A 22,134-nucleotide genomic window follows, 5' to 3' on the forward strand; every position below is an offset into this window, starting at 1 on the left:
CTTTTTTATCCCGGCATTGGAAAATAACAGGAAAAGAGCCGCGGGGAGCGGTGGAAGGAGAAGGAGAATGGCGGAATATTTTGCATCACGGTCACCGGAGATCAGCCGGAGGGAAAAGGCGCATATGGAGGCGGTACGTGCCCTTGCCGGGGAATGTATGGTCCTTTTGGAGAATAACGGAGCGCTGCCCCTGGGGGCGCCGGGCGGAGAGGACATCCATAAGCTTGCGCTTTACGGAAACGGCGCCAGACATACGGTGAAGGGCGGAACAGGATCAGGAGACGTGAATTCCAGGATGGTGGTCACGATTGAGGAAGGCCTGAAAAATGCCGGGTTTACCATCACAACAGAACGCTGGCTGGACAATTACGACAGCTGCTATGCGGATGCGCAGAAGGCCTATCTGGAGCAGGTCATGGAAATCGCAGAGGAGAAAAAGGTGCCGCCCTTCCTGGTTACCTTTGAGATGCCTTTCAGGGAGCCGCAGATTCCGGCGGTGACACCGGAGGATGTAAACAGTTCCGATACGGATACCGCCATTTACGTCATTGCCAGGAACTCCGGCGAAGGCGCGGACAGGAAGGAGGCGGAAGGGGATTATCTGCTTTCCGCATCAGAGCTGGCGGCTCTGGCCGCGCTGGGCCAGGCTTATAAAAAATGTATTGTGGTGCTCAATGTAGGCGGTGTGGTGGATGCAGCGCCATTGAAGGAAATTCCGGGGATCAGCGCGGTGCTTTTGGCCGGCCAGTCCGGAAATATCGGCGGGGATGCCGTGGCGGATGCACTGACCGGGAAAACAATCCCTTCCGGTAAGCTGACGGACACCTGGGCGGCAAAATACGGGGATTATCCATCCTCCGCAGGCTTCAGCGGCAATGACGGCGATGTGGATGACGAGTATTATACGGAAGGCATTTATGTGGGTTACCGTTATTTTGACACCTTCGGTGTAAAGCCGCTTTACTGCTTTGGCTATGGGCTGTCCTATACGCAGTTTTCCATGGAAACGCTGGAGGTGGCGGCAGATGCGCACAGTGTCCGGGCGCAGGTGAAGGTGACGAATACGGGTTCCCGTTTTGCAGGCAGGGAGGTGGTTCAGATCTATGTGAGCGCCCCGGCGGGCGGCGGACTGGAAAAGCCGCTGCAGGAGCTGCGGGGCTTTGGGAAAACGTCGCTGCTGGAGCCGGGGGAGAGCCAGCTTCTTACCATCTCTTTCCCTACGGCATCCATGGCCTCTTACAGTGAGGCAAGGGCGGCCTGGGTTCTGGAAGCGGGAACCTACTATATCCGCGTGGGAAACAGCTCCCGTAATACCCATATTGCGGCGGCAGTCTGTCTGGACGAGGATGCGGTGACCGTACAGCTGAAGAATCTGTTCCGGGCTGAAGAACCGTTGCAGGAGCTTTCGGCAGAAGGTGCGGCAGCCTGGACCTATGACGGCGAAGCGCAGGAAAAGGAGGCGGCTCCTAAAATCTATCTCCATGGAGCGGATATAGAGACAGAAACTGTGACTTACCGGGAAAGTGAGCCGGTATGGAGGGATAAGGGGACTGTTACCGCCTGGACCATGGACGACGTGAGATCCGGAAAAGCCTCTCTGGAGGAATTTACGGCCCAGCTCACCGTACGGGAGCTGGCTGAAATCTGTGTGGGAAGCGCCCGCGGCGGCCAGGGCACGGATACGGTAATCGGCTCAGCCTCTGCGCTGGTGCCCGGCGCGGCCGGAGATACCACCTCCCTTCTCCTGGAGGACAGGAATGTGAAAAATATGATTCTGGCCGACGGACCGGCAGGCCTTCGCCTGAATCCTCATTTTGCCACAACCGCGGATGGAAGGCTGCTTGTCAGTGGGGATACGATCAGCGGAATTCCCATGGGAGAGGATCCGGAGCGGACGGCGGATGCGGTGGATTATTACCAGTATTGTACGGCGATTCCCGTCGCCACCCTGCTGGCCCAGTCCTGGGATATGGAGCTGATTGAAAAAGCGGGCAGAATCGTCGGCAGAGAAATGGAGGAGTTCCATGTGACGCTCTGGCTGGCTCCCGGCATGAATATCCACAGAAACCCGTTGTGCGGCAGGAATTTTGAATACTATTCCGAGGACCCGCTGCTCACCGGAATGTGTGCTGCCGCGGACACAAAGGGCGTGCAGTCCAGGCCCGGGATCGGAACGACAATCAAGCATTTTGCAGCGAACAGCCAGGAGGATAACCGGATGTTTTCCAACGCCCATATCAGTGAACGGGCGCTGCGGGAAATCTATCTGAAGGGTTTTGAAATTACGGTAAAAACAAGCCAGCCCATGTCGATTATGTCCTCCTACAACCTGCTGAACGGAACCCACACGGCCAACCATTACGACCTGCTCACTTCGGCCGCCCGGGACGAATGGGGCTTTGCGGGGCTTGTGATGACAGACTGGTTTACCTCACAGGATCCGTCCTTTATGTTTGGCGCGGCTGTGCATAAGTATCCCATTTCTTCCTCCCCGCTGTGCATAAAAGCAGGGAATGACCTGCAGATGCCGGGCTGCCAGAAGAATGTGGACGATATTGTAGAGGCGGTGGAGCATCCGGAAAAGGCAGGGGAGGAAGCGCTTACGCTGGGTGAGCTGCAGGCCTGTGCCGCCCGGATACTGAATGTCATAGCCCGTTCCAGCTGCTATGAGGGCAGCGCGCCTTATGGGGAGCAGTTCGGAGAACTGCCCTGGATTGGCCGGTGCGAACGGGAGGAGAAATCCTGAAAAACAGGAAGCGGTCACAAATCCTGTTTCCCAAATGCCCGGAGCGCGCCCGCCAGGCCCAGGGCGCCGCACAGGGCTGCGGAGAGGAGGCAGAGAAAATAGAAGCCGCCGCCTTTTTCCACAAGCACAGATACGGACACGGCCGTCCAGGGACAGAGGCTGGCCGGAAGCAGCCACTCCACGCTCACCTGCATGCCGGCTGTTTCCAGGATGGCAAAGCCCAGGACCGCCAGCAGGGCGGGATAGAAGGCGGCCCGCTGGCTGACGGCTATCCAGAGGGCGGGAAGGGATGTAAGAAAAACCAGAAGCGCCTGCTGTGTGAGCTGTCCTGCAATTAAAAGCAGTTCGTCCGTACCAAAGCCGGAGGGAAACAGCAGGCGGGCGCCGGAGATCGTAAGCAGCATGGCTGCGGAGGCGGACAGGAAAAACCACAGGAACCAGATCACGGTTTTGGAAAGCAGAAAGGCGGATCTGGAAACCGGGGCGCACAAGGTATTACGCAGGGTGCAGTCCTGATATTCCCGCTGGATCAGACTGGTCAGCACGAAGCCGTTTACTACGGGCAGCGCAATAGTCTGAAGCAGGAAAATGGTAAGATACCATTCCTGTAAACCGATGCTGTCCTTATCAATCAATATCTTTTTTATCATGGCGAGAACCGGTATGGCGCACAGAAGCAGCGTGCCGGTTCCCGCCATTTTATTTTTCTTCAGTTTCATGAGTTCTGCCGCAAGGATGTTATGCAATTCCCACACCTCCTGTAATGCTTTTAAAATGCTCCTCCAGCGAACCGGCGCAGCGTGTCAGTTCGGTTACTTCAAAGCCGGCTTCCAGCAGCTTTTTGTTGATGGCGGCGGGATTCCAGCCTGTGCCGTATAAGTGGATGGAGCCGTCCGGCTGAATTCCGTCCGGCAGAATGCGCTCCGGGCCGTCCGGGGAACAGGTATTCCTGATAAAAAGAAGCGCCCTGTCAGGGGCGGAAACGCACAGCCGGATATATTTTTTCTCCATCTGCGCAAGCTCCTCCCGGGAGCATTCCTCCACAAGGCGGCCTTCATGCAGGACGCCTGTAAAGTCCGATAGCTGTTCCATTTCCGTCAGCTGATGGCTGGATAACAGGATGGTCCTGCCCTCTTTTTCGCTCAACCGCTTCAACAGGGAGCGCAGCTCTGCGATTCCGATAGGGTCGAGGCCATTGGCAGGCTCATCCAGAATCAGGAGCCGGGGACTTTTAAGAAGGGCGTTGGCCAGGGCCAGCCGCTGCTTCATTCCCAGGGAATATTGGGAAAAGGTTTTTTGGCTGTCAGAGGAAAGACCCACCGTATCAAGGGCCTGCTCTATCCGGGACGAATCCGGCTTTCCTGTCAGACGGGAGAAGATGGTGAGATTTTCCTTTGCCGTCATGTGGGGATAAAAGCCGGGAGCTTCGATACTGCTTCCGATGCGGCTGTAAATGTCCCGGGGAAAGCCCTTCACGGGGCGGCCGAAGAGAAGGATGGAGCCGGAGGTTGGGCGGGCCAGGCCTAAAAGCATTTTCATAACCGTAGTTTTCCCGGCGCCGTTTCTTCCCAGAAGGCCGTAAATTGCGCCCTGGGGGACGTGCAGGGATACATCCCGGACAGCGGCGTGTTCTCCGTAGCATTTGGTCAGATTTTGGGTTTCGATGATATAGTTCATAAGAATGCCGTTTCCTTTCTGCAATTGCCCGTAGCAGCTCGGACAGCCTGACTGCTGCGGTTGTTATCAGTATACAGGCATTCTTTCAACTTTTTATCTGGTTTTGGAAAAATATCAGAATGAGGAAATCCCCGGCAGCGGTTCAATGAGAAGAGACAGAATTGTAAAACGCGGCGGCATTTGCGGGGGAAGAGGCCGCGGGCAGTCTTTAGTCCCCCGCTTTTTGCGGTGCCTTTGGATCCTGGAACAGCAGAAAAGAGGCGGCCACCCGGGCGCCGCCTTCCGGAGCATTGGCAAGTGTCAGGCTGCCATGGTGGGCAAGGCAAAGCAGGCAGCTGGTATAGAGTCCAAGTCCCTGGTGCCCGTTATCCCTGGCTTCGGTAAAAAAGGGATCGCAGCCTTTTTCCAGAGCGGCTGTGGTAAATCCCGGACCGTCGTCGGAAACCTCCGCCAGCAGGGCGCCCTGCTTCAGGGAGAGCCGTAAAGTGACGGTGCAGGAGGCGTGTGCGGCGGCGTTGCTGAGGATATTGTCCAGAACACGGGAGATGATTTCGGGATCGGCGGACAGGGGAGATCCGGGAAGCTGCGATTCCGGGATAAAGGACTTGTGAAGCCGCTGGCAGAGCATGGCGGCTGTACGGAAGAGTTCCTCCTCCAGCTTTCGGGGGCGGATGAGGGAAGGGATGGCCCGGATGCCGTCCGGCGTCGCAAGGGAATTCATGGCCTCTATGTAGTTTTCCATGCGGGCAAGGTGTTTTTTCATTACTGCGGCCTGCTTCTGCAGATCTTTGGGAGACAGGCTGCCTGCGGACAGCTCCTGGAATTCCAGGTAGCCCTTGATAATGGTGAGCGGCGTGCGCATATCGTGGGCAAAGGCGGCGTTAATGCGCTTTTTTTCTTCCGCCTGGCTCCACAGAAGATGGTAATTATCCTCCAGGGCAAGGCGCATGCTTTCCACGTTGCGGCAAAGCTCGCCCATTTCATCGGCACTGTCATAGGAAAGGCGGAAATCCAGATCCTGCCTGCCGATTCTGGCGGCAGCCTCCTTGATCAGCCGTACCGGTTCCTCCAGCTTGCATTTATAGAAGAGACAGGCGGCGGAAGCCAGACAGAGGGCGGAATAGAGGCAGACTATGAGAGGGGAGGACAGCGCATAGTATTTTCCCGGAAGGAGCTGAAGCAGGCCTGCAGTTGCCAGGCATAAAAAGATATCCAGCAGAAGGAAAAGCAGGATAAGGAGGGCAAAGCTTTTTTTAATAGTAAGTTTTTTGAAAGTGCGTTTTATTCTTTCCATGTATATCCCACTCCCCATATGGTTTCAATATAATCCTTACAGCCGTATTCCTCAAATACGCTGCGTATTTTGCGGATATGCTCCGCCACAACGGTGCTGCTGCCTTCGGCGTCGTATCCCCAGACACGTTCATAAATGCGTTCCCGATCAAAGACCTGGCGGGGATTTTGGGAAAGCAGGCTGACAATGGCAAAATCTTTTTTGGCGAGGGGAAGCTCCCGGCCGGAGGAAAAGACCTTTCTTCTGCCATAGTCGATGACCAGGCTGTCCGTGAATTTTACCAGGGAGGAAGCGGCGTTTCGTTGTTCCCTGCGCAGATGGGCAGCTACGCGGGCCTCCAGCTCCAGAAGTGAAAAGGGCTTTACAATATAGTCATCGCCGCCCGCCAGGAAGGCCCTTACCTTATCCGCGTCCTCCACCCGGGCGGTCAGAAACAGGATGGGGCAGTTGATGAAGTCCCGGATTTTCCCGCATAGGCTGAAGCCGTCTTCTCCGGGCATATTGATGTCAAGAAGAATGAGGTCAGGACGGGTCTCTACCTGCCGCAGGGCCTGGGAAGCGCTGCCTGCGGTTATGGCTTCATAGCCCCTGCTTTGAAAGAAGGAGCTCAGCATTTCTGTGATATCCTGTTCGTCGTCTATGATGAGAATTTTCTTTTTCTTTGGAAGCTTCTTTTCCATGGGGAGTTTCGGTCCTTTCCTGGGTGGGAGGGTTTCTTTTATGATAGCAGGTAATTATCTGGTTTTTATCTGAAAATTGCATTCTATAATATTGTTTTTATAATTCACTTTTGCGGGAATATTTCATGTTTTTTGTGTATTATAGGCTGCTGGATAGTAACTGAAAACTAATGTTTTCACAGTTTTTTGCTCTGATATGGCTTGACAATTTTATATCTTGGTTATATTATAATGTTAGCGAAGAAAAGACGCTATGTGCATTATGCCACAAAGCGAATCCCCAGAGAGTTGCAGCTCTCTGGGGATTCTTTTTTTCCTTAATTAGGGTAGGATAACCCAGGCTGGCTGCTGTTGCTTATTTTCTGTCCAGCCATTTGCCGATGTAATAGCAAACCACACCAGCCACAACAGAAATAAGAAAAGACTCTATGTATTGCATAATGCCACCTCCTTCCAGCTGGAAAGATTTAACAGCAATTATATTATAATCTACTGCAGAAGCGATTGCAAGGAAATAAGAGAGAATACACAAATAAATATCATTGAAATTATTTATAGTATATGATAAAATATTACTGTCAGAAATATTTCTGGGGATTGAAATAATGATATTTATTTGTGAAGTATTTGGAGCATTTATTTACTTCCCTTTCTTTGGTCATATATCGCAGATTTTCGGGAAAATTATTTACCAATTTCGCAATATATGACCAAAGAAATTTTTCGTACTATTTTAAAATTTATTGTTGTGTTTATGAAGTTATCTGATGAATGCAGATATGCAACAGAATAGATATAGGATTTGTAATATAAATTATAAAAGCAGTTTTGATGTTTACTTTAACGGATTCATATACAGCATAGGGTACCACGGCCTTCTTTCACGGCAGTTATCTAAAGCTATGTAAGAATCCTTAAACACTTCAAGCTGCTTTTTTTATCTCTAAATTCCCGTATAAGAATAAATCAAGTTTATCTGAGAAAAAATCATTGTTTTACTCCCTGTCTTGTGAAAAAATAGTTATAGCAGTTTTATGTTGGATAACAGGAGGGAACCAATGGAAAACAGAAATAATGGAAAAAATAATTACGAATTACTGTGCTACACCAGGCAGCCTGGGGAGGACAGCATCTATTCGGAGAAGCTGGCATACAGCATGCATCTGGCGCTGCGCAGGGAGGGAGAAGGCTTTGTCCCGCTGAATCACAACGCAGGCATACTGTACGCAAAGGCAACGCAGCGGGAGGACGGAACGCTGCATGCGAAGAGCCTGAAAAACCCGTGGCTTTTTCAGATGGCGGACGGCGCTTTCGGGATCCTTGCGGTCAGGATGGAAGCGGACGGCAGTGAGGATGAAGAGTCCAGGGGAAAGCTGCTGCTTTTTACCTCAAAGGATCTGGTGCGGTATCATGAGGAAGAGCTGCTTGACCTGAATACAGGAGTGTACGTAGAAGATGCGGTATGCAGGTATGATGCGGACAAGGGATGCTATTGCCTGAGGTGGAAGGATGCACAGGGCGGCTGCTTTGCATACAATCTGCCGGAGCTGTCCGGGGAGGCGGTGAAAGCGGCGCAGCCTGAGAGGCTGGAGGCTGGCGCAGTGCTTGCGGAGATGGCAGTCCTGCCGGATTGCGAGGAAGCTCCGGAAGGGGCAAGGCTTCGCAATATTATTTCCATAGGGGAAGAAACGGCAGAGAGGCTGCGGTGTAAATTCCTGGTGCCGGTGAATGTGGCAAATGAGGTGCCGGAGCGGATATGCGCGGCATCGCCGGAGGATGTGAAGAAGGTCAGGGCGAACGCTAAATACAGCGATGGCACCTGTGTGGAAAAAAGAGTGGACTGGTACACCGGGGAGGTGGATTTTGCCCATCCGGGCACTTACCGGGTGACGGGCAGGGTGCATCAGAATCATTATGAATTTCCTGTTGCATGGCATCGTGCCGACCCCTGCATCGGCAAATGGAAGGGAAAATATTATTTTATTGCCACCAATGATTATGACAACAACCATTCCCTGTATATCCGGGAAGCGGATACGATTCCGGAGCTTGTTACGGCCCAGGAAATCTGTATTCTGAATACCTCCATGTACCCCCATCTGGGGAATCTGCTCTGGGCGCCTGAGTTCCATATTATACGGGACAAGCTGTATATTTTCCATGCGGGGACGCCGCAGGAGTTTGAGAAGGAGCAGTGCCATGTGATGGCGCTGAAGGAGAACGGAAATCCCATGAAGGCCTCCGACTGGGAGATGCCGGTGCGGGTAGTGAAAAAAGACGGAAGCTATCTGTACGGGGAACAGGGAATCACGCTTGATATGACGGAGTTTGAGATCAGCGGAAGGGTTTATGCGGCATGGTCCCAGCGCCAGTTCCATCCTGTGGATCAGGGCGCGTGGCTGTATATCGCGGAACTGGATCCTGAGGAGCCGTGGAAGCTGATATCCGATCCCGTCCTGCTTTCCATGCCGGAATATGGCTGGGCAAATAATCATACCTTTGTGGATGAGGGGCCTTTTGCCCTGATAACGGATAAAAAAATATTCCTTACCTTTTCCAGCGCAGCTGTGGACAGCACCTATGTAGTGGGCCTGCTCAGCGCAGATCCTGATGCGGATCTGCTCAACCCGGAAAGCTGGGTGAAGGAAAATTATCCGTTGATGTCCTCCAGGAGCAAGGAAGGGGAATATGGAACAGGCCATAATTCCTACGTAACGGATGAGGACGGGCTGGTGTGGAATGCCTACCACGGCAAGCCGGGTGTTGACGGGCCGAGAAGTTCAGGACTGCGCCGTGTGCATTTTGGTGCCGACGGCTATCCGATCCTGGAAATGACGGAGGAAAAGGATCTGGCGCCGGAGCTGACGGAGGTTTCCATGGAGGTTGTGGTGAAATAACAGGTTGGCCTTTCCTTTACGGAAGCCTGTCCGGGCTGCGTTTTTCTGCGGATGCCCGGAACGAACGCGGGCTTTCTCCCATAATCCGCTTAAACTGGCGGCAGAAATGCTCAACATTGTGGTAGCCGCAGAATTCCGAGATGGCCGCAATTGTTTTTCCGGTGTAGCGCAGCTGATCCTTTGCCAGCCGTATGCGGGCATTAATGCAGTCATCCATACAGGAAATGCCGAAGGTGTTTTTATAGACAACCTGCATATAGCCCTCGCTCAGGTGGAGCTGCCGCGCCATGTCCGGCACGCTCCAGGGTAGCTGGGGGCTGTTGTAGATGGATTTGCGCAGGTTCACCAGTTCATGGTAATGGGAAGACAGCGAACCCGGAATTTTCAGGGAGGCTTCCTGCAGCTCGGAAAAAAGAAGCTGCAGGAGCTGGCCTGTTATCCGCTCATTATGTGCGCCGGGAAATGCATTTTTCCAGGTGAGCAGCTGGAACAGGTTGTGGCAGTAATCCGCATCCGGCAGGGAAAAGGGGATTCCCTGGATCGGGAGAGAGGAAACATATTCTTCATCCGAATCGAAACGCAGCCAGTCATTTTCATATCGGTCCCCGCAGGCACAGTAATAAATAGGAGAAAAAGGCGGGAAAAGGATTGCGGATTTGGCCGGGTATTCCTGCAGGCTGCCGTCCACCCGGAAAAGGGCGGGGGTATGCGTGAGCACCAATAGCCAGCAGTCGTGGCCTTCCGGCACATCAAATACGAAGCTGCCGTCGTGTACGGCATTATATTCTACATAACGGATATGATTCATGGACGCCTCCATAAACAGTTTTATTGCAGCCTGGGAAATATGGGGCAGATGCAGGGGAAAAATATAGGAAACGGCCTTTGGCATTGTTTTTTCCCCTGTGGTTTTGCTACAAATTTTCAATAGTATACCTCAGGCCCTGCCCCGCGTCAAATCAATGTCGGAAAAATCAATTAATACCCGGAAAATCAATACCCGGAAAATCATTACCTGGGAAATCAATACCGGGGAAATCAATACCGGGGAAATTGATGTCAGTGAAATTAGCGCCGGGATAATCACGAAAAAGGGAGGAAAACCAATGAAACCGGATAAAAAATTCCCGTTATTTATTGTATCAGGAGCCAGCGGTGTGGGAAAGAGCACGATGTGTGAAATCCTGTTTAAAAAAGAAACGGATTATATTGTGCTTGAAAGCGATATTCTCTGGCAGGAGGTTTTTAATACGCCCCAGGATAATTACCGGAATTTCAGGGAAGTATGGATGACCATGTGCGCCAATGTTTCCCAAATCGGCATGCCTGTGGTTCTGTGCGGCTGTGGGATTCCGGAGCAGTTTGAAATATGCGACGCAAGGGAATATTTTACGCAGATTCACTATCTGGCCGTGGTTTGTGAAACGCCAATCCTGGAAAAAAGAATGCGGGAGGGGCGGGGTATCCAAGAAGAAGACTGGATTCGCAGCTCCGTTTCCTTTAACCTGTGGCTGAGGGAAAATGCGTCAAAAACGCAGCCGCAGATTACGCTGCTGGATAACACAAACCTGACGCCGGAAGAAGCGGCAGAAGAGGCCGATAAATGGATCAGGAAACAAGGATGGTAACCTGGGTTACATATTCCTCACTGTCGGAAATGGCAAATTCATTCAGGCCGATTTCATAGGAATACCCCTGAAGCTCCCAGCCTTTTTTCCGGGCAAAGGCCAGCATCCGGCCATAGAGTGCGGGAAGCCTGTCCCAGCTGCCCACACAGAAAGCGCGCAGGTAAAGCCCGGCAGGTTTTCTGTAAATACCACTGATTTGTGCAGGCTGCTCCAGGCTGGTGAACAGGCCGTCGTACTCGTCGAAACGGTGCTGCTTGATTTTTTCCAGGGAAAGCAGGCTTCCGCAGCCGGTCTTGTATTCGGACAGATCCCATGCGGTCTGCAGGTGGGAAAGAAGGGTGTCCATCTGCATTTGCTTCTGCTCCGGGAGCGGTTCCGAAGGGGGAAGCGGCGTGATAAAAAGATATTCCTCTTCACATCGGACGGTGTCAATCTGACCGTCCTTTATTTGCATACTCAGATGCAGCATTTCCTGTTTTTTCTGCATGATGGCACGAAGCTTAGTAAGGTGCTGGATTGTCTCGTCAATTTCACCGATTTTCCTCTCCGAAAGGGCGAGAAAGCTTTGGGCATTGGGCGAATGCAGATAGGACCTGATTTCGTCGATGGACATATGGAGCTCACGCAGCGCCAGGATGTTTTCCAAATCCGCGCTTTGCTGCCAGGTATAATACCGGTAGTCGTTTTCCCCCTTGAAGGCAGGGGAGAAAAGCCCGATTTCATCATAATAGTGCAATGTTCTTTTATTCAGATGGTGAAGCCTTGCGAATTGTCCTGTGGTAAAAAGCAGGGATTTTGTGGGCATAAATACCTCCATGCTGCCGCGGTACTGCCATTTTTACGGCCCGTTCTGTTTTTATTGTAAAAATCTCTTGACTTTACAGTTACTGTATCCTTTAGGATGACTATAACATAAAAAGAAAACAGGGAAAAGAGGTTTCAGATATGGAAGAAAAAACAGTACTTCGTGATTATGAAAGAAAGGATGCGCCGTTTCTGCAGGATATCATAAGAAAAACCTGGCAGTATGACAGGTTCTGTTCCCCTGGAACAGCAAAAAGGCTGTCACGCCTTTATCTGGCAGGGTGTATGGCGAATCAGACTTTTATGAAGGTAGCGGAGGTGGGAGGAAGGCCGGCAGGCGTGATTATGGGAAAGGACTGCGGGGCGTGGAAACCTTCCGTAACCGGCCTGCTGCGGCAGACGGCGGCAGCGCTGGCGCTGCTGTCAGGAAAGGAGGGAAGGGAAGTTGCCCGGGCTTTTTCGGGGATTAACCAGGTGGACAAAGAACTGCTGAAGGAGAGTGAAAAGGAATATCCGGGAGAGCTTTCCTTCTTTGCACTGGACGTAAGATACCGCGGCCTGGGAATCGGGAAGAAGCTGTTCCGGGCTTTGCTGGATTATATGGAACAACAGAAAATTTCCCGTTTTTATCTGTATACGGACAACAGCTGCAATTATGGCTTCTATGAACATCAGGGAATGCGGCGTTGCGGACAGAAAAGTTATAAGGTCCCGCTTGCTGTGGATAATGAAATGCAGTTTTTTCTGTATGAGTATGATGTGGATTAGGTGACGGCGTTGTAATACGGTTTGTGTTGCCGCCTGCGTAAAATATAGCGGATCAGCCTGTCGGTCATTGCCGTGGCTGCGGCAGTGACCGATGGGCTGACCGGCGATGGAATTTCTATGTCTGTCCAAGCCTATACCGGTTTCGCTTCTTTTGACTATGTGATGACCGTGCATGGAAAGGAGCTAAGGCAATAATACCGTTTCCATTTTTCTTTTGGAATCACCCCTTGTGAAATTTTGTCGCATGCGCAGTAGTATCATGATATATGAAATAGCGTTCGTTTTCCCTGTATTCATAAAAAGGCCGGAATGTAATTGTATCAATTCCATCCACCGTGTAATGAAGCGGCCGGCCCGGGACAGAGCGCATTTTTCCGGTAAGGGATTGAACATCCATCCAGTCATTCGGCGTCTGGACGCCGGTGTATTCGGCTGCCAGCACGACCGGGCCATGCAGAAATGCATTTGGTCCTTTTTTTACAGGATCAAAGGAATGCATCCATACGTCCTGTGGAAGCGTTATGGTGAGACTGTCTCCGTCATGCCACTCAGAAGAAAAGGTTAACCAACCGTTTTTGTCAACCAGGGCCGGCATGACAACACCGTTGCATTTTATTTCCATAGTACCGGCCAGCCATTGCGGCATACGCAGGTGTATTGAAAAAGCCGCAGGAGAGGAAAGGGAAAGTGTTAAAGCAGTGCTGTCTTCCAGCGGAAAGGAGGTATCCTGCCGTACTTCAATTTTAACGCCTTCCCTGTTCCAGTGAAGCGTGGATGGTGTATACTGGCTTACAAAAAGATCCGCATTTTCTTCAAAATAGATGAGACGCTGCATTTCGGTAACAAGAAGAGGCCTTGTACCGGTACAGCAGGTCCAGCCGTCCTGACGGTTCTTTTTTTGCCCGCCATACATATTATAATCTGAATAATAGATGATATTTCCTTCCTCAGTCATGGGAATTGTAGCTGCGACGGCATTGAATAAAAGTGCTTCAATCCATCCGCCATATTCAGGCTCTCCGGTAAAACGGGTAAGGTATTTGCAGAGGCGGAAAGCCGCATAGGTATCACATTGAGTCTCAAAGCTGTCATGACCGGTACGCAGGGCGTCGATAATCCGGTATTTTGGCATCAGATGTTCATAGTTCGGGCCATATCCGCCGGTTGCCATAATTTCTTCGTTTTGCATGAACCGGTAAAAGGAGCGCAGTGCTTTCAGGTAATAAGGGTCCCTGGTCATTTCATAGCTTCTTGCACAGCTGTTAAAGGAATTGACATGGCTGTAGGCATGGCAGTATTCCGAATAAAGTCCAGCTTCGGGACGTCTGGAAAAAGGATCGGCATCTATATAAAAAAGATCCCAGAATTCTCTGTACGCAAAACGTTCCGCCAATTTTATCGCATCCGGAATGCCAAGGATGTCATAGGCATCCCAGAAGGATTCCGTTAAGGTATACCATTCTGTGGAGTTATCTCCGAACAGGTTATCACAGGTAAGATTACAGTATGCAAAATCAACCAGAAATTCTCCCCGTTTACGGGCCTGCGGATAAGCGCAGTACAGGTGGAGATCACAGTGTGCCCGCAGCAGCTTTTCCAGATCATAATGAGAACGGCTTGTAAGAAAAGGCTCCGAAGAAGCTGCGGCATCATAGCAGCTCCAGAATTCATCGGCGAGGAAGACTGCTTTTTTGCGGAAGGCTTCGTTGCCGGAGATTGCATACATACGGCTGAAGGCAGAGAGCCACTGCCCTATTAAGGCAAGTCCTCTTGATTTCGGATACCATCCGGTGTAATAAACTCCGGGCGCTTTTCGGCCTGCGCTTTCCCGCATATATTTCAGGATATTATCATTGGGGATTTTCAGGTAAAATTCCATGGTATCATCAAGTACCTTTTTCAACATTCCGTCATTGAGAGTTACATCTTTAAAATCAAAGCTTTTCATTATTATTCCTTTCTGCCTGTTTTATCAGGCGTTCAAACAATTATTCACATACGGGGAACTTTGCTTTCAGTGCAGCGGCGGTCAGTGTAAGAGCATCAATTACGCTGTCGCACCAGGCATCAAAAACAGGGTCTTCAGCCTGGAGGGCAGGATCTGTAAGAAGATTATGAAGAGCGGTCTGTACTCCGGTACGGAAAGGGACAGCCGCCTGATAGCCGGGAACCAGGCGTTTGAGTTTGTCATTACGGAATACCGCGGTCTGTACGCGCTCTCCAAGCAGACAGCTCTTAAAATCAAAAGGGCCGGCCTGATGCAGAAAAAGGGAAGAAACATAAAAAGGGTGAAGCGGTACATGAAGGGCATCTGCAATTGTTTCATAAATTTGATTCCAGGTCATGACCTCGTCGGAGGTTACATTCACTGCTTCTCCCAGCGCATGGGGATTTCCTGCGATTCCAAGAAATGCCCGGGCAAAGTCACTATTGTGGGTAAGCGTCCACAGGGAGGTGCCGTCGCCTGGAATGATAACCGGCCGGCCCTCCTGCATTCTTTTTATGACACTGTAGCATCCATGCCATCCGGTTATACAAAGTGGAATATTATATTCATCATAGGTATGGCTGGGACGGATAATCGTAGCCGGGAAACCTGTTTTACGGTAAAAATCCATCAGCTTGTTTTCGCACAATATCTTGTTTGCGGCATAGTCCCAGTAGGGATTGCTCAGCGGTGTGCTTTCCGTGATTTCATAATGGCTGAGGGGCTTTTGATATGCGGAAGCGGAGCTGATAAAGATATATTGTTTTGTCCTTCCGTGAAAGAGATGATAATCCCGCTCAATTTGCTCTGGTTTTAATACTATAAAGTCGGCAATACAATCGAAGCTCTGTCCCGACAACGCTTTTTCCATGGCGTTTGTATCATTGATGTCACCAGTTATATAATTTGCGCCTTCAGGCAGTATATGATTATGGGTGCCTCTGTTGATAAGCCACAGTTCATGTCCCGCAGCCAGAAGCGCTTTGGATACTGCGGTACTGATTATGCCCGTTCCGCCAATTAATAATATTTTCATATATACCTCCTGCATATCGCAGGCTTGCCTGCAATACTGAATTGTTAAGTAGTTAGAAAGAAACGGGAAAAAATTTCCAGTATGTGTGCTGAAACATGCCTGTAAATTTTTATTCCTGTTTATATGGATAATCAAATGCAATCTGCCGGATTTGCCGAAAGGAACCGTTTTCCGGCAGTACCTGCTGATTAGGGGAGATGGTGCCATGGTAAGAGGTGCCTCCAAAGTATAGGGAAACAGGAGTTTCCGTTTCTTCAATGCCGGATAATGAGATAATTTCTCCGCTTAAGGAGGTTACCACCTGGACCCCACAGGAACAGGTAAAAACAGGAGTTTCATCCAGAAAAGCCTGCATGTTCTGACCATCCTGAGTGAGAGTGTAGGTATGGCCGTACATCATTTGTTTGTAGGTACCGGCCGGCCAGTTTCTGACTGCGCTCCAGGCAGCCTTTTCAAAGGCAATGTTCACACCACAGAGCAGGGAAATGTATTCCAGGGCAGCGAGAATCGTGGGTCCATAGCCTTCAGGCCCCAGTGTGGCAACTCCCTCATATCTTGCTGTTTCATCGCCTGCGGGTGCAAGTCCTTCAGAACGTGTCACACAGGGAGTACCGTCAAAAGGATCGTATTGCTGTACCAGCTTCTTCTGATCACGTAAAAGATACAGCCATTTTTTCCCCAGCATGCGTATTTCCGAAACATGGCCATATTGCTCCAGTGCCTGAATGGCCCTCTGGTAGGTAAGCCCCTGAGGCTGTCCGCCCCAGTTGTTGAAGTTGATGTTGGTAAAGCATGGATCATTGGCTGCGATGGAGGGGAGCGGAACATTGGTCCAGAATTCATCAGGATTAAGCAGATGGAAGCGGATAAAACGGTCGGCCATATCCTGATCAAAGGAACCATAATACATACATCTGAGATTATTGTGGGTGAGCACATCCATAAACCGGTTATCACAGTCGCGGTCATAACAGGCATTTTTCTCTTCAATCCACAGGTAATCCCGTATTTTGGAGCGGACCTCCTGAGCCTTCCGGCGCCAGAAGTCACCCTCGCCATTCTCCAGAATATCGGAAATATCTGCGAGAACCGCTCTTGCATGGCAAGAGTAGGAACAGATGTCCATGGATTCATAGGGAAGTCTGCCATGTCCTACAGGCGCGTCTTCACCGCCGAACCCTCCATCTTTTACACCGTACTTTGTAAACCGGAGGGAATTATCCTCCCCGGTATCCCAGGTGCACCAGCTTTCCAGACAGCCGTCGCCGTCGCTGTCACGGTAGGTCCATAAATAATTGTCATAGGATTTGAGAGTATCGTAGAGTTTCGAAAGATAAGCCCGGTCTTTGCCAATCAGGTAATACATTTTAAAAGCGGGCACAGGAAAACAGAAACCCTGCAGCCAGTCATAAGAAACCTGCAGCAGAAATGGTTCCTGAAATTTAATCATGCCGGGCAGACGCCCGCTTTTTCTCTGATTTTCCATGAAAATCAGCTGATTGCCCAGAGCGGCCTCCATGTTGCGCTTAGCATACATTTCGCCGCCCATCGGCTGTGTTTCCAGCCATACCCCATCATAGTCAGAGCCTTCCCGCAGAACGAGTTTATCCGTGAAAACCGCCAGATTATTTCTGCAGTACATTTCGCAGCGGTCAAACAGATCCTTCAGCCAGTCGGACTCGCAGGTAAATTCCACACCGGTAGGGGTTAAACAATAGTCTGTTGCTTTGTAGCCTTTTGCCATATTTGACATCCTTTCCTTTTTAAGATGGATGTCAAACGAATCGTAATGAGATAACTGAGCAGAAGGAACTTCCCTTTCATCCTGCTGCAGATACCCGTCTTGGGTGAGATTATAGCATTACAGTTTTTCACTGTCAAATAAAAGTACACATAATAAAATATTAAAATAAATATTCATTGTCTTGCAGGTTCCCAAATCTGGAATGAAAGGCAGCTATGATAACTCGTCCACATGCAGTGCAGGGAGTAAAATCGTAACCCTGGTTCCTTTACCGGGGGCACTTTCAAAGAAAAGTCCGTAGTATTCCCCATACTGTAGCTGAATCCGTTTATGTATATTGCGCAGGCCGTAATGGCTGCCGGTTTCTTCCTGGCGTTCTTTTTCCCCGCAGGGCTCCAGGAGAGTATTTAACTGTCCGGGAGGAATTCCTATCCCATCGTCCTCAACACACAGACAGACCTTATCCTGCTCTAATTTCCCGGTGATTTTAATCTGGCCGGTTTTTGACTTTTTTTCAAGAATTCCATGAAACAGAGCGTTTTCCACAATAGGCTGCAGGGTGATCTTTGGAATGGAATATTGCTGGATGACAGGGGCTATGTCGGTGATAAAATGAATATTTCCAGAAAATCGTAAATCCTGTATTTTCATGTAGTAGGACACATGACTGATTTCATCACTGATTGGAACTATATATTTTCCTTTATTCAGGGACAGCTTATAAAAATTGGCCAGGGAATAAACAATATCGCCGATTTGAGCGGATTTGTTCTGATAAGACAGCCAGCTTATCATATCCAGGGTGTTATACAGAAAATGGGGATTTATCTGCGACTGCAGAGCTTTATACTCCGCACTTTTCAGTTCCCTTCCCATTTGATAATTTTCCCTGAGGAGGGTGTGGATTCTGGAAATCATAAAGTTATAATTCTCATAAAGCGTACCAATTTCGTCCCTGTATATAACATCCGGGGCTTCCTGCAGTATCCCGTCTTTGGTCCGCTGCATATAACGGCAGAGCAGATCAATACGTCTGGTGATGGTATGGGCAATAGGTTTGGAGAGAAACCAGGCCAGAAGCAGGATCAAAAAGGAAACACCGATAATAATCTTGACGAGTGAGGTAAGCGCCAAGGTAAAGGAGGAATAGGGTACCAGCGTAACCATATTCCATTCGGTTCCGGGAATGAGAGTCTGCATGGCCATATAGCTTTGGCCGGACAGTTGTATTTTAACCGCCGAATCTGCAGTAAAGGCGGGGAGTGTCAGATAATCAGGATTCTCTTCGGAAAGAGGAATGGAATCGGTGGTATTTGAACCTGCAATTATTTTTCCTCTGGAATCCAGCAGCAGGGTGCAGCTGTCGTTGGTATAATTAGCAGAATTTAAAATGGATTCCACGGTACTCCGGGGAATATCCAGGCGAAGAATAAAGGATAGCTCTGAATAGTCATTTTGTCTGTACATGGCTCTTATTAATGCAATACATTTCTGGTTCCGGTAAGGAATATCTTCCAGTTCATCATTTCCCACAAAAAGGTGCAGTCCCTTTTTACGGAAAAGATTATCCCACCATAGTGAAGAGGCAGCCTGTGACAGAGGACAGATATTAACGCCGTTTCCGGAGTAGATGAGCTGATCAGGGACATAAATGCGGGCACGTTTAATGTCTTCACTTTCCTGGAGGCTTTTCATCAGGTGAAGGATTGTTTTGGAATCGGCAACCTGCTCCATAACGGAATAGCTGTTTTTGTCTTTATTGAGGATGTCATTCAGAGAGACATTATAGATTACCATATCACTGGAGGAGCTGATTCCATTCAGCTTATAGGTCAGATAGGAACTCGCCTGATTAAAACTCTGCTGAAGGCTGAAGGTACTCTGCGTACGTATTGTGGAGGCGGTAAAGGTATAGATGGATGCAGCCAGGATCCCCACCAACATAAAGATAAAAAAGAAGTAGGTGAGCACTATTTTTCTATGCAGGCTGATGTTATTAAAAAGTGTGAGCAGAGTACGGAAAAACCGGAGGTTTTTCAGACGATTATATATCATAATATTGTCCTTTTCTTTAGTTTGATCAGGGAATTATACTAGGAGGAACGGTAGTCTGCCGGAGTTGTCCCGGTGGTTTTCTTAAAAATCCGGATGAAATAGTTGCAGTCCCGATATCCTACCAGTTCTGAGATTTCCTTGATCTTCTTATTTGTGTTCTTCAGATAATCCCGTGCCTTTTCTATCCGGCAGTCTATTATGTACTGATTGATGGTATTGTTAAATGCCCTTTTAAACAGGACGCATAAATAGGATTCACTGACGGAGAAATATTCAGCAATTTCCTGAAGAGAAAGATCCTCTTTTTCAAAATTTTCATCGATATACAGGCGAAGCTGGTATGCCAGCGGATACTGGGCATATCTGTCATCGGTGGATGAGAAAAATATATGAAGCCGATCTGTGATTTCTTTTTCAATATCTGTCAGAAAGGACAATTTCCAAATAATATCATCCAGGGCCTCAGGGGTTTCCTCCGCACTGAAGGCGGAACTGCCATAAAGTTTTGATGCCTCATAAAGGCAGCGGTAAACCCGGATAAAAAAGTTTTTAACACTGCTGACCAATGTACCGTCAAAACGTCTCAGCTTTTCCACAAGGGCGGAAATAAACTCACAGGCAGACTGTTCATCATGCTGCTGAAGCGCTTTTTCAAAAGGCACTAGTGTATCATCGGAAAACTGGTAAATAAGATGATTATGCTTTTCCTCATAAAACAGGACAGCATTTTCTTTATGGAAAAAACCTCTTTGCAGGCAGATGGAGGCTGTCTGGTAAGACTCAAATATCTGCTCAAATCCGGCTGCGGGATGGCCCGTAGCGAGAAGAAAACGGCAGGTGCTTTTCAGAATATCGCACAGCATATAGCAGATATTTCCGATCTCAGAGTCAGGCACCGGAGCGCCATTCCGGCTTACCAGGTTCATATGTACAACAATAACCTGATCACTTTTCTGGCCGATAATTGCCCGGGAAAACTCGGACAGGGCAAGACGGCTGTCAAGCAGATCACAGATCGCATCCTGTATGGAAACAGCACCCGTATTTGCTTCCTCCATGTTTGGCAGAAGCATGATTAGGAAGGTGATCCAGGCGCCTTCTTTCTGAAAGCCGGGATAAGCGATTCTGATATACTCATCCAGCTCATTCTGAGAGGATAACGGATGAAGAAGCGCAGTTGCAATTTTATTTTTTATTGCAGGGAGACTCAGGTTCAGCTTGTGGGTTAATTCGCTTGCCGAATGGAGGGAGGCTGCCTGGTCATTGCTTTTTCTGACCGCAATTTGCAAGGTGGAATTCAGTTCGTCGGGATGAAAAGGTTTCTCAATATAGTTTACCGCAGACAGGCGGATAGCTGACTTAAGATATTCCTTATCCGCATAACCGCTCATGAAAATAATGCTGCATTCCGGCAATTTTTCACGGATTCTGAAAGACATATCCACACCATCCATACGAGGCATTTTTACATCTGTCAATATGATTTCAGGCGAATAAAGCAGTGCTTTTTCCAAACCGTCCTCTCCGTCCTCTGCGGTTATCACTTCATCGATCCCCAAATCATGCCATGGGGTAATGGAAAGAATCCCTTCCCGGGTAAACTGTTCGTCATCAACGAGAAGCAGCTTCATATTATGCTCCCATCTGCGCACCAGGGTGCGCCGGTAATTCGTATTGCTTATTTTTAGTCCTGATCTGTTGTACAAATAATATCACCAATAAAAATGAGACGCAATGGCACATAAAGGCAGAGTTAAAGATTGTGCTATGTATAAAAAAATAGTCTGATTTTATTTGCCCAAAGCAGATGTTAGGATAAGGGTGTCAAACGAATCGTAAAAATAAAATAAGGAGGAATGTGTATGGCAGCTTCCGGCAAAGGCAGAGGAAAATCATTTTTCCATGAGCTGAAAAAGAGCAGAATACTTTTACTTATGCTCCTGCCTGCAGTAGTGACCATTTTCATATTTGCCTATCTTCCCATGGGCGGTATGATACTTGCTTTTAAGAATTTCAATTATAAGGATGGAATATGGGGGAGTCCGTGGACGGAAGGACTGTTTGATAATTTTAAATTTTTCTTTCTGTCAGGAAAGGCCTTCAGCGTCACCGCAAATACTTTTTTGTATAACCTCTCATTCATCGCAGTAAACACATTTTTGGCAGTGTTGTTTGCTATTATCCTAAGCGAAGCGGGAAACAAGCATTTCAAAAAGCTGACACAATCAGCGATTTTTCTTCCTTACTTTGTTTCCTGGGTTATCGTGGGGACGATTGCCTACAATCTTCTCAACTATGAGAATGGCGTTATAAACGGAATCCTGGGAATGCTTGGGATGGAGCCGGTAAATATCTACGCAAACGGCCCGGCATGGAGAATCATTATTGTTATATTTAATGCATGGAAAAGCGTGGGGTACAGCATGGTGGTTTATCTGGCGGCTGTTACGGGAGTGGATATGCAGCTTCACGAATCAGCAAAGATTGATGGAGCCAATATCTTCCAGAGGGTGCGGCATGTCACGTTTCCGGCAATCCTGCCTACAGTGGTTACCATGGTGCTGCTTGATGTGAGCAAGATATTCCGGGGAAACCTGGATTTGTTTTATCAGCTGGTGGGAAAAAACGGCGCTCTGTATGATTCCACGGATGTAATTGACACCTTTGTATTCCGTTCCCTGCTTGAAACTTCGGATATAGGCATGGCGGCATCTGCCGGATTTTACCAGTCGATTTTGTGTTTTGCAACGATTATGCTGGTAAATGGAATTGTTAAACGGGTGCAGAGCGATTATGCATTATTTTAGAAAAGGGGGTG

16 protein-coding genes are annotated in these 22,134 nt (G+C 49.1%); 5 read left to right on the top strand and 11 right to left on the bottom strand.

The window, feature by feature from the left end:
- The first annotated feature begins 67 nt into the window (after window positions 1-67).
- Window positions 68-2,746, top strand: a complete 2,679-nt coding sequence (locus DXC51_RS27205; protein WP_117545814.1) for a glycoside hydrolase family 3 protein — start codon at window positions 68-70, stop codon at window positions 2,744-2,746.
- A 14-nt stretch (window positions 2,747-2,760) separates the two neighbouring features.
- On the opposite strand, the gene DXC51_RS27210 is transcribed toward DXC51_RS27205, so the two are convergent.
- From DXC51_RS27210 to DXC51_RS27225, 4 genes are all read right to left on the bottom strand, one after another.
- Window positions 2,761-3,492 carry an ABC transporter permease gene (locus tag DXC51_RS27210; protein WP_117545815.1) on the bottom strand — a complete coding sequence of 244 codons (732 nt, stop codon included), beginning with the start codon at window positions 3,490-3,492 and terminating at the stop codon, window positions 2,761-2,763.
- Window positions 3,485-4,423 carry an ABC transporter ATP-binding protein gene (locus DXC51_RS27215; RefSeq protein WP_117545816.1) on the bottom strand — a complete coding sequence of 313 codons (939 nt, stop codon included), beginning with the start codon at window positions 4,421-4,423 and terminating at the stop codon, window positions 3,485-3,487. The genes DXC51_RS27210 and DXC51_RS27215 overlap by 8 nt, the downstream gene beginning before the upstream one ends.
- A gap of 208 nt (window positions 4,424-4,631) precedes the next feature.
- Window positions 4,632-5,717 (bottom strand): HAMP domain-containing sensor histidine kinase, encoded by a 1,086-nt coding sequence (locus DXC51_RS27220; protein ID WP_181970216.1) that lies wholly within the window; start codon window positions 5,715-5,717, stop codon window positions 4,632-4,634.
- The gene (locus tag DXC51_RS27225; protein WP_117545818.1) at window positions 5,705-6,397 is read right to left on the bottom strand and encodes a response regulator transcription factor; all 693 of its coding nucleotides are present in this window, start codon (window positions 6,395-6,397) and stop codon (window positions 5,705-5,707) included. The genes DXC51_RS27220 and DXC51_RS27225 overlap by 13 nt, the downstream gene beginning before the upstream one ends.
- Window positions 6,398-7,455: 1,058 nt before the next feature.
- Here DXC51_RS27225 and DXC51_RS27230 point away from each other — a divergent pair.
- Window positions 7,456-9,294: a family 43 glycosylhydrolase gene (locus DXC51_RS27230; RefSeq protein WP_117545819.1), complete on the top strand. Its 1,839-nt coding sequence runs from the start codon at window positions 7,456-7,458 to the stop codon at window positions 9,292-9,294.
- A gap of 16 nt (window positions 9,295-9,310) precedes the next feature.
- Here DXC51_RS27230 and DXC51_RS27235 read toward each other — a convergent pair whose 3' ends face one another.
- Window positions 9,311-10,186 carry a helix-turn-helix transcriptional regulator gene (locus DXC51_RS27235; protein ID WP_320919254.1) on the bottom strand — a complete coding sequence of 292 codons (876 nt, stop codon included), beginning with the start codon at window positions 10,184-10,186 and terminating at the stop codon, window positions 9,311-9,313.
- 214 nt (window positions 10,187-10,400) lie between these two features.
- Between DXC51_RS27235 and DXC51_RS27240 the strand changes: the two genes are divergently transcribed.
- Window positions 10,401-10,922: a DEAD/DEAH box helicase family protein gene (locus DXC51_RS27240; RefSeq protein ID WP_025488657.1), complete on the top strand. Its 522-nt coding sequence runs from the start codon at window positions 10,401-10,403 to the stop codon at window positions 10,920-10,922.
- Here the strand turns inward: DXC51_RS27240 and DXC51_RS27245 are convergent.
- On the bottom strand, window positions 10,903-11,727 hold the full coding sequence (locus DXC51_RS27245) for a MerR family transcriptional regulator (protein WP_181970217.1): 825 nt from the start codon (window positions 11,725-11,727) through the stop codon (window positions 10,903-10,905). The two genes, DXC51_RS27240 and DXC51_RS27245, sit on opposite strands and share 20 nt — an antisense overlap.
- A 140-nt stretch (window positions 11,728-11,867) precedes the next feature.
- Here DXC51_RS27245 and DXC51_RS27250 point away from each other — a divergent pair, with 140 nt between their 5' ends.
- The gene (locus tag DXC51_RS27250) at window positions 11,868-12,494 is read left to right on the top strand and encodes a GNAT family N-acetyltransferase (RefSeq protein WP_117545822.1); all 627 of its coding nucleotides are present in this window, start codon (window positions 11,868-11,870) and stop codon (window positions 12,492-12,494) included.
- Between the two features lie 220 nt (window positions 12,495-12,714).
- Here the strand turns inward: DXC51_RS27250 and DXC51_RS27255 are convergent, their stop codons facing one another.
- From DXC51_RS27255 to DXC51_RS30340, 5 genes are all read right to left on the bottom strand, one after another.
- Window positions 12,715-14,442 (bottom strand): beta-L-arabinofuranosidase domain-containing protein, encoded by a 1,728-nt coding sequence (locus tag DXC51_RS27255; RefSeq protein WP_117545823.1) that lies wholly within the window; start codon window positions 14,440-14,442, stop codon window positions 12,715-12,717.
- A gap of 40 nt (window positions 14,443-14,482) precedes the next feature.
- Window positions 14,483-15,517, bottom strand: coding sequence for an SDR family oxidoreductase (locus DXC51_RS27260; RefSeq protein ID WP_117545824.1), 1,035 nt, complete (start codon window positions 15,515-15,517; stop codon window positions 14,483-14,485).
- Window positions 15,518-15,626: 109 nt separating this feature from the next.
- The gene (locus tag DXC51_RS27265; protein ID WP_102287694.1) at window positions 15,627-17,261 is read right to left on the bottom strand and encodes an MGH1-like glycoside hydrolase domain-containing protein; all 1,635 of its coding nucleotides are present in this window, start codon (window positions 17,259-17,261) and stop codon (window positions 15,627-15,629) included.
- Window positions 17,262-17,474: 213 nt separating this feature from the next.
- The gene (locus DXC51_RS27270; RefSeq protein WP_117545826.1) at window positions 17,475-19,316 is read right to left on the bottom strand and encodes a sensor histidine kinase; all 1,842 of its coding nucleotides are present in this window, start codon (window positions 19,314-19,316) and stop codon (window positions 17,475-17,477) included.
- Between the two features lie 38 nt (window positions 19,317-19,354).
- A complete protein-coding gene (locus tag DXC51_RS30340; protein WP_146045278.1) occupies window positions 19,355-21,022 on the bottom strand; it encodes a response regulator transcription factor in 1,668 nt (555 codons plus the stop codon).
- A gap of 156 nt (window positions 21,023-21,178) precedes the next feature.
- On the opposite strand from DXC51_RS30340, the gene DXC51_RS27280 reads away from it, so the two are divergent.
- Complete coding sequence (locus DXC51_RS27280; RefSeq protein ID WP_102287697.1) at window positions 21,179-22,123, top strand: ABC transporter permease; 945 nt, start codon at window positions 21,179-21,181, stop codon at window positions 22,121-22,123.
- Window positions 22,124-22,134: the final 11 nt, after the last annotated feature.

It is taken from the genome of Eisenbergiella massiliensis (assembly GCF_003435485.1).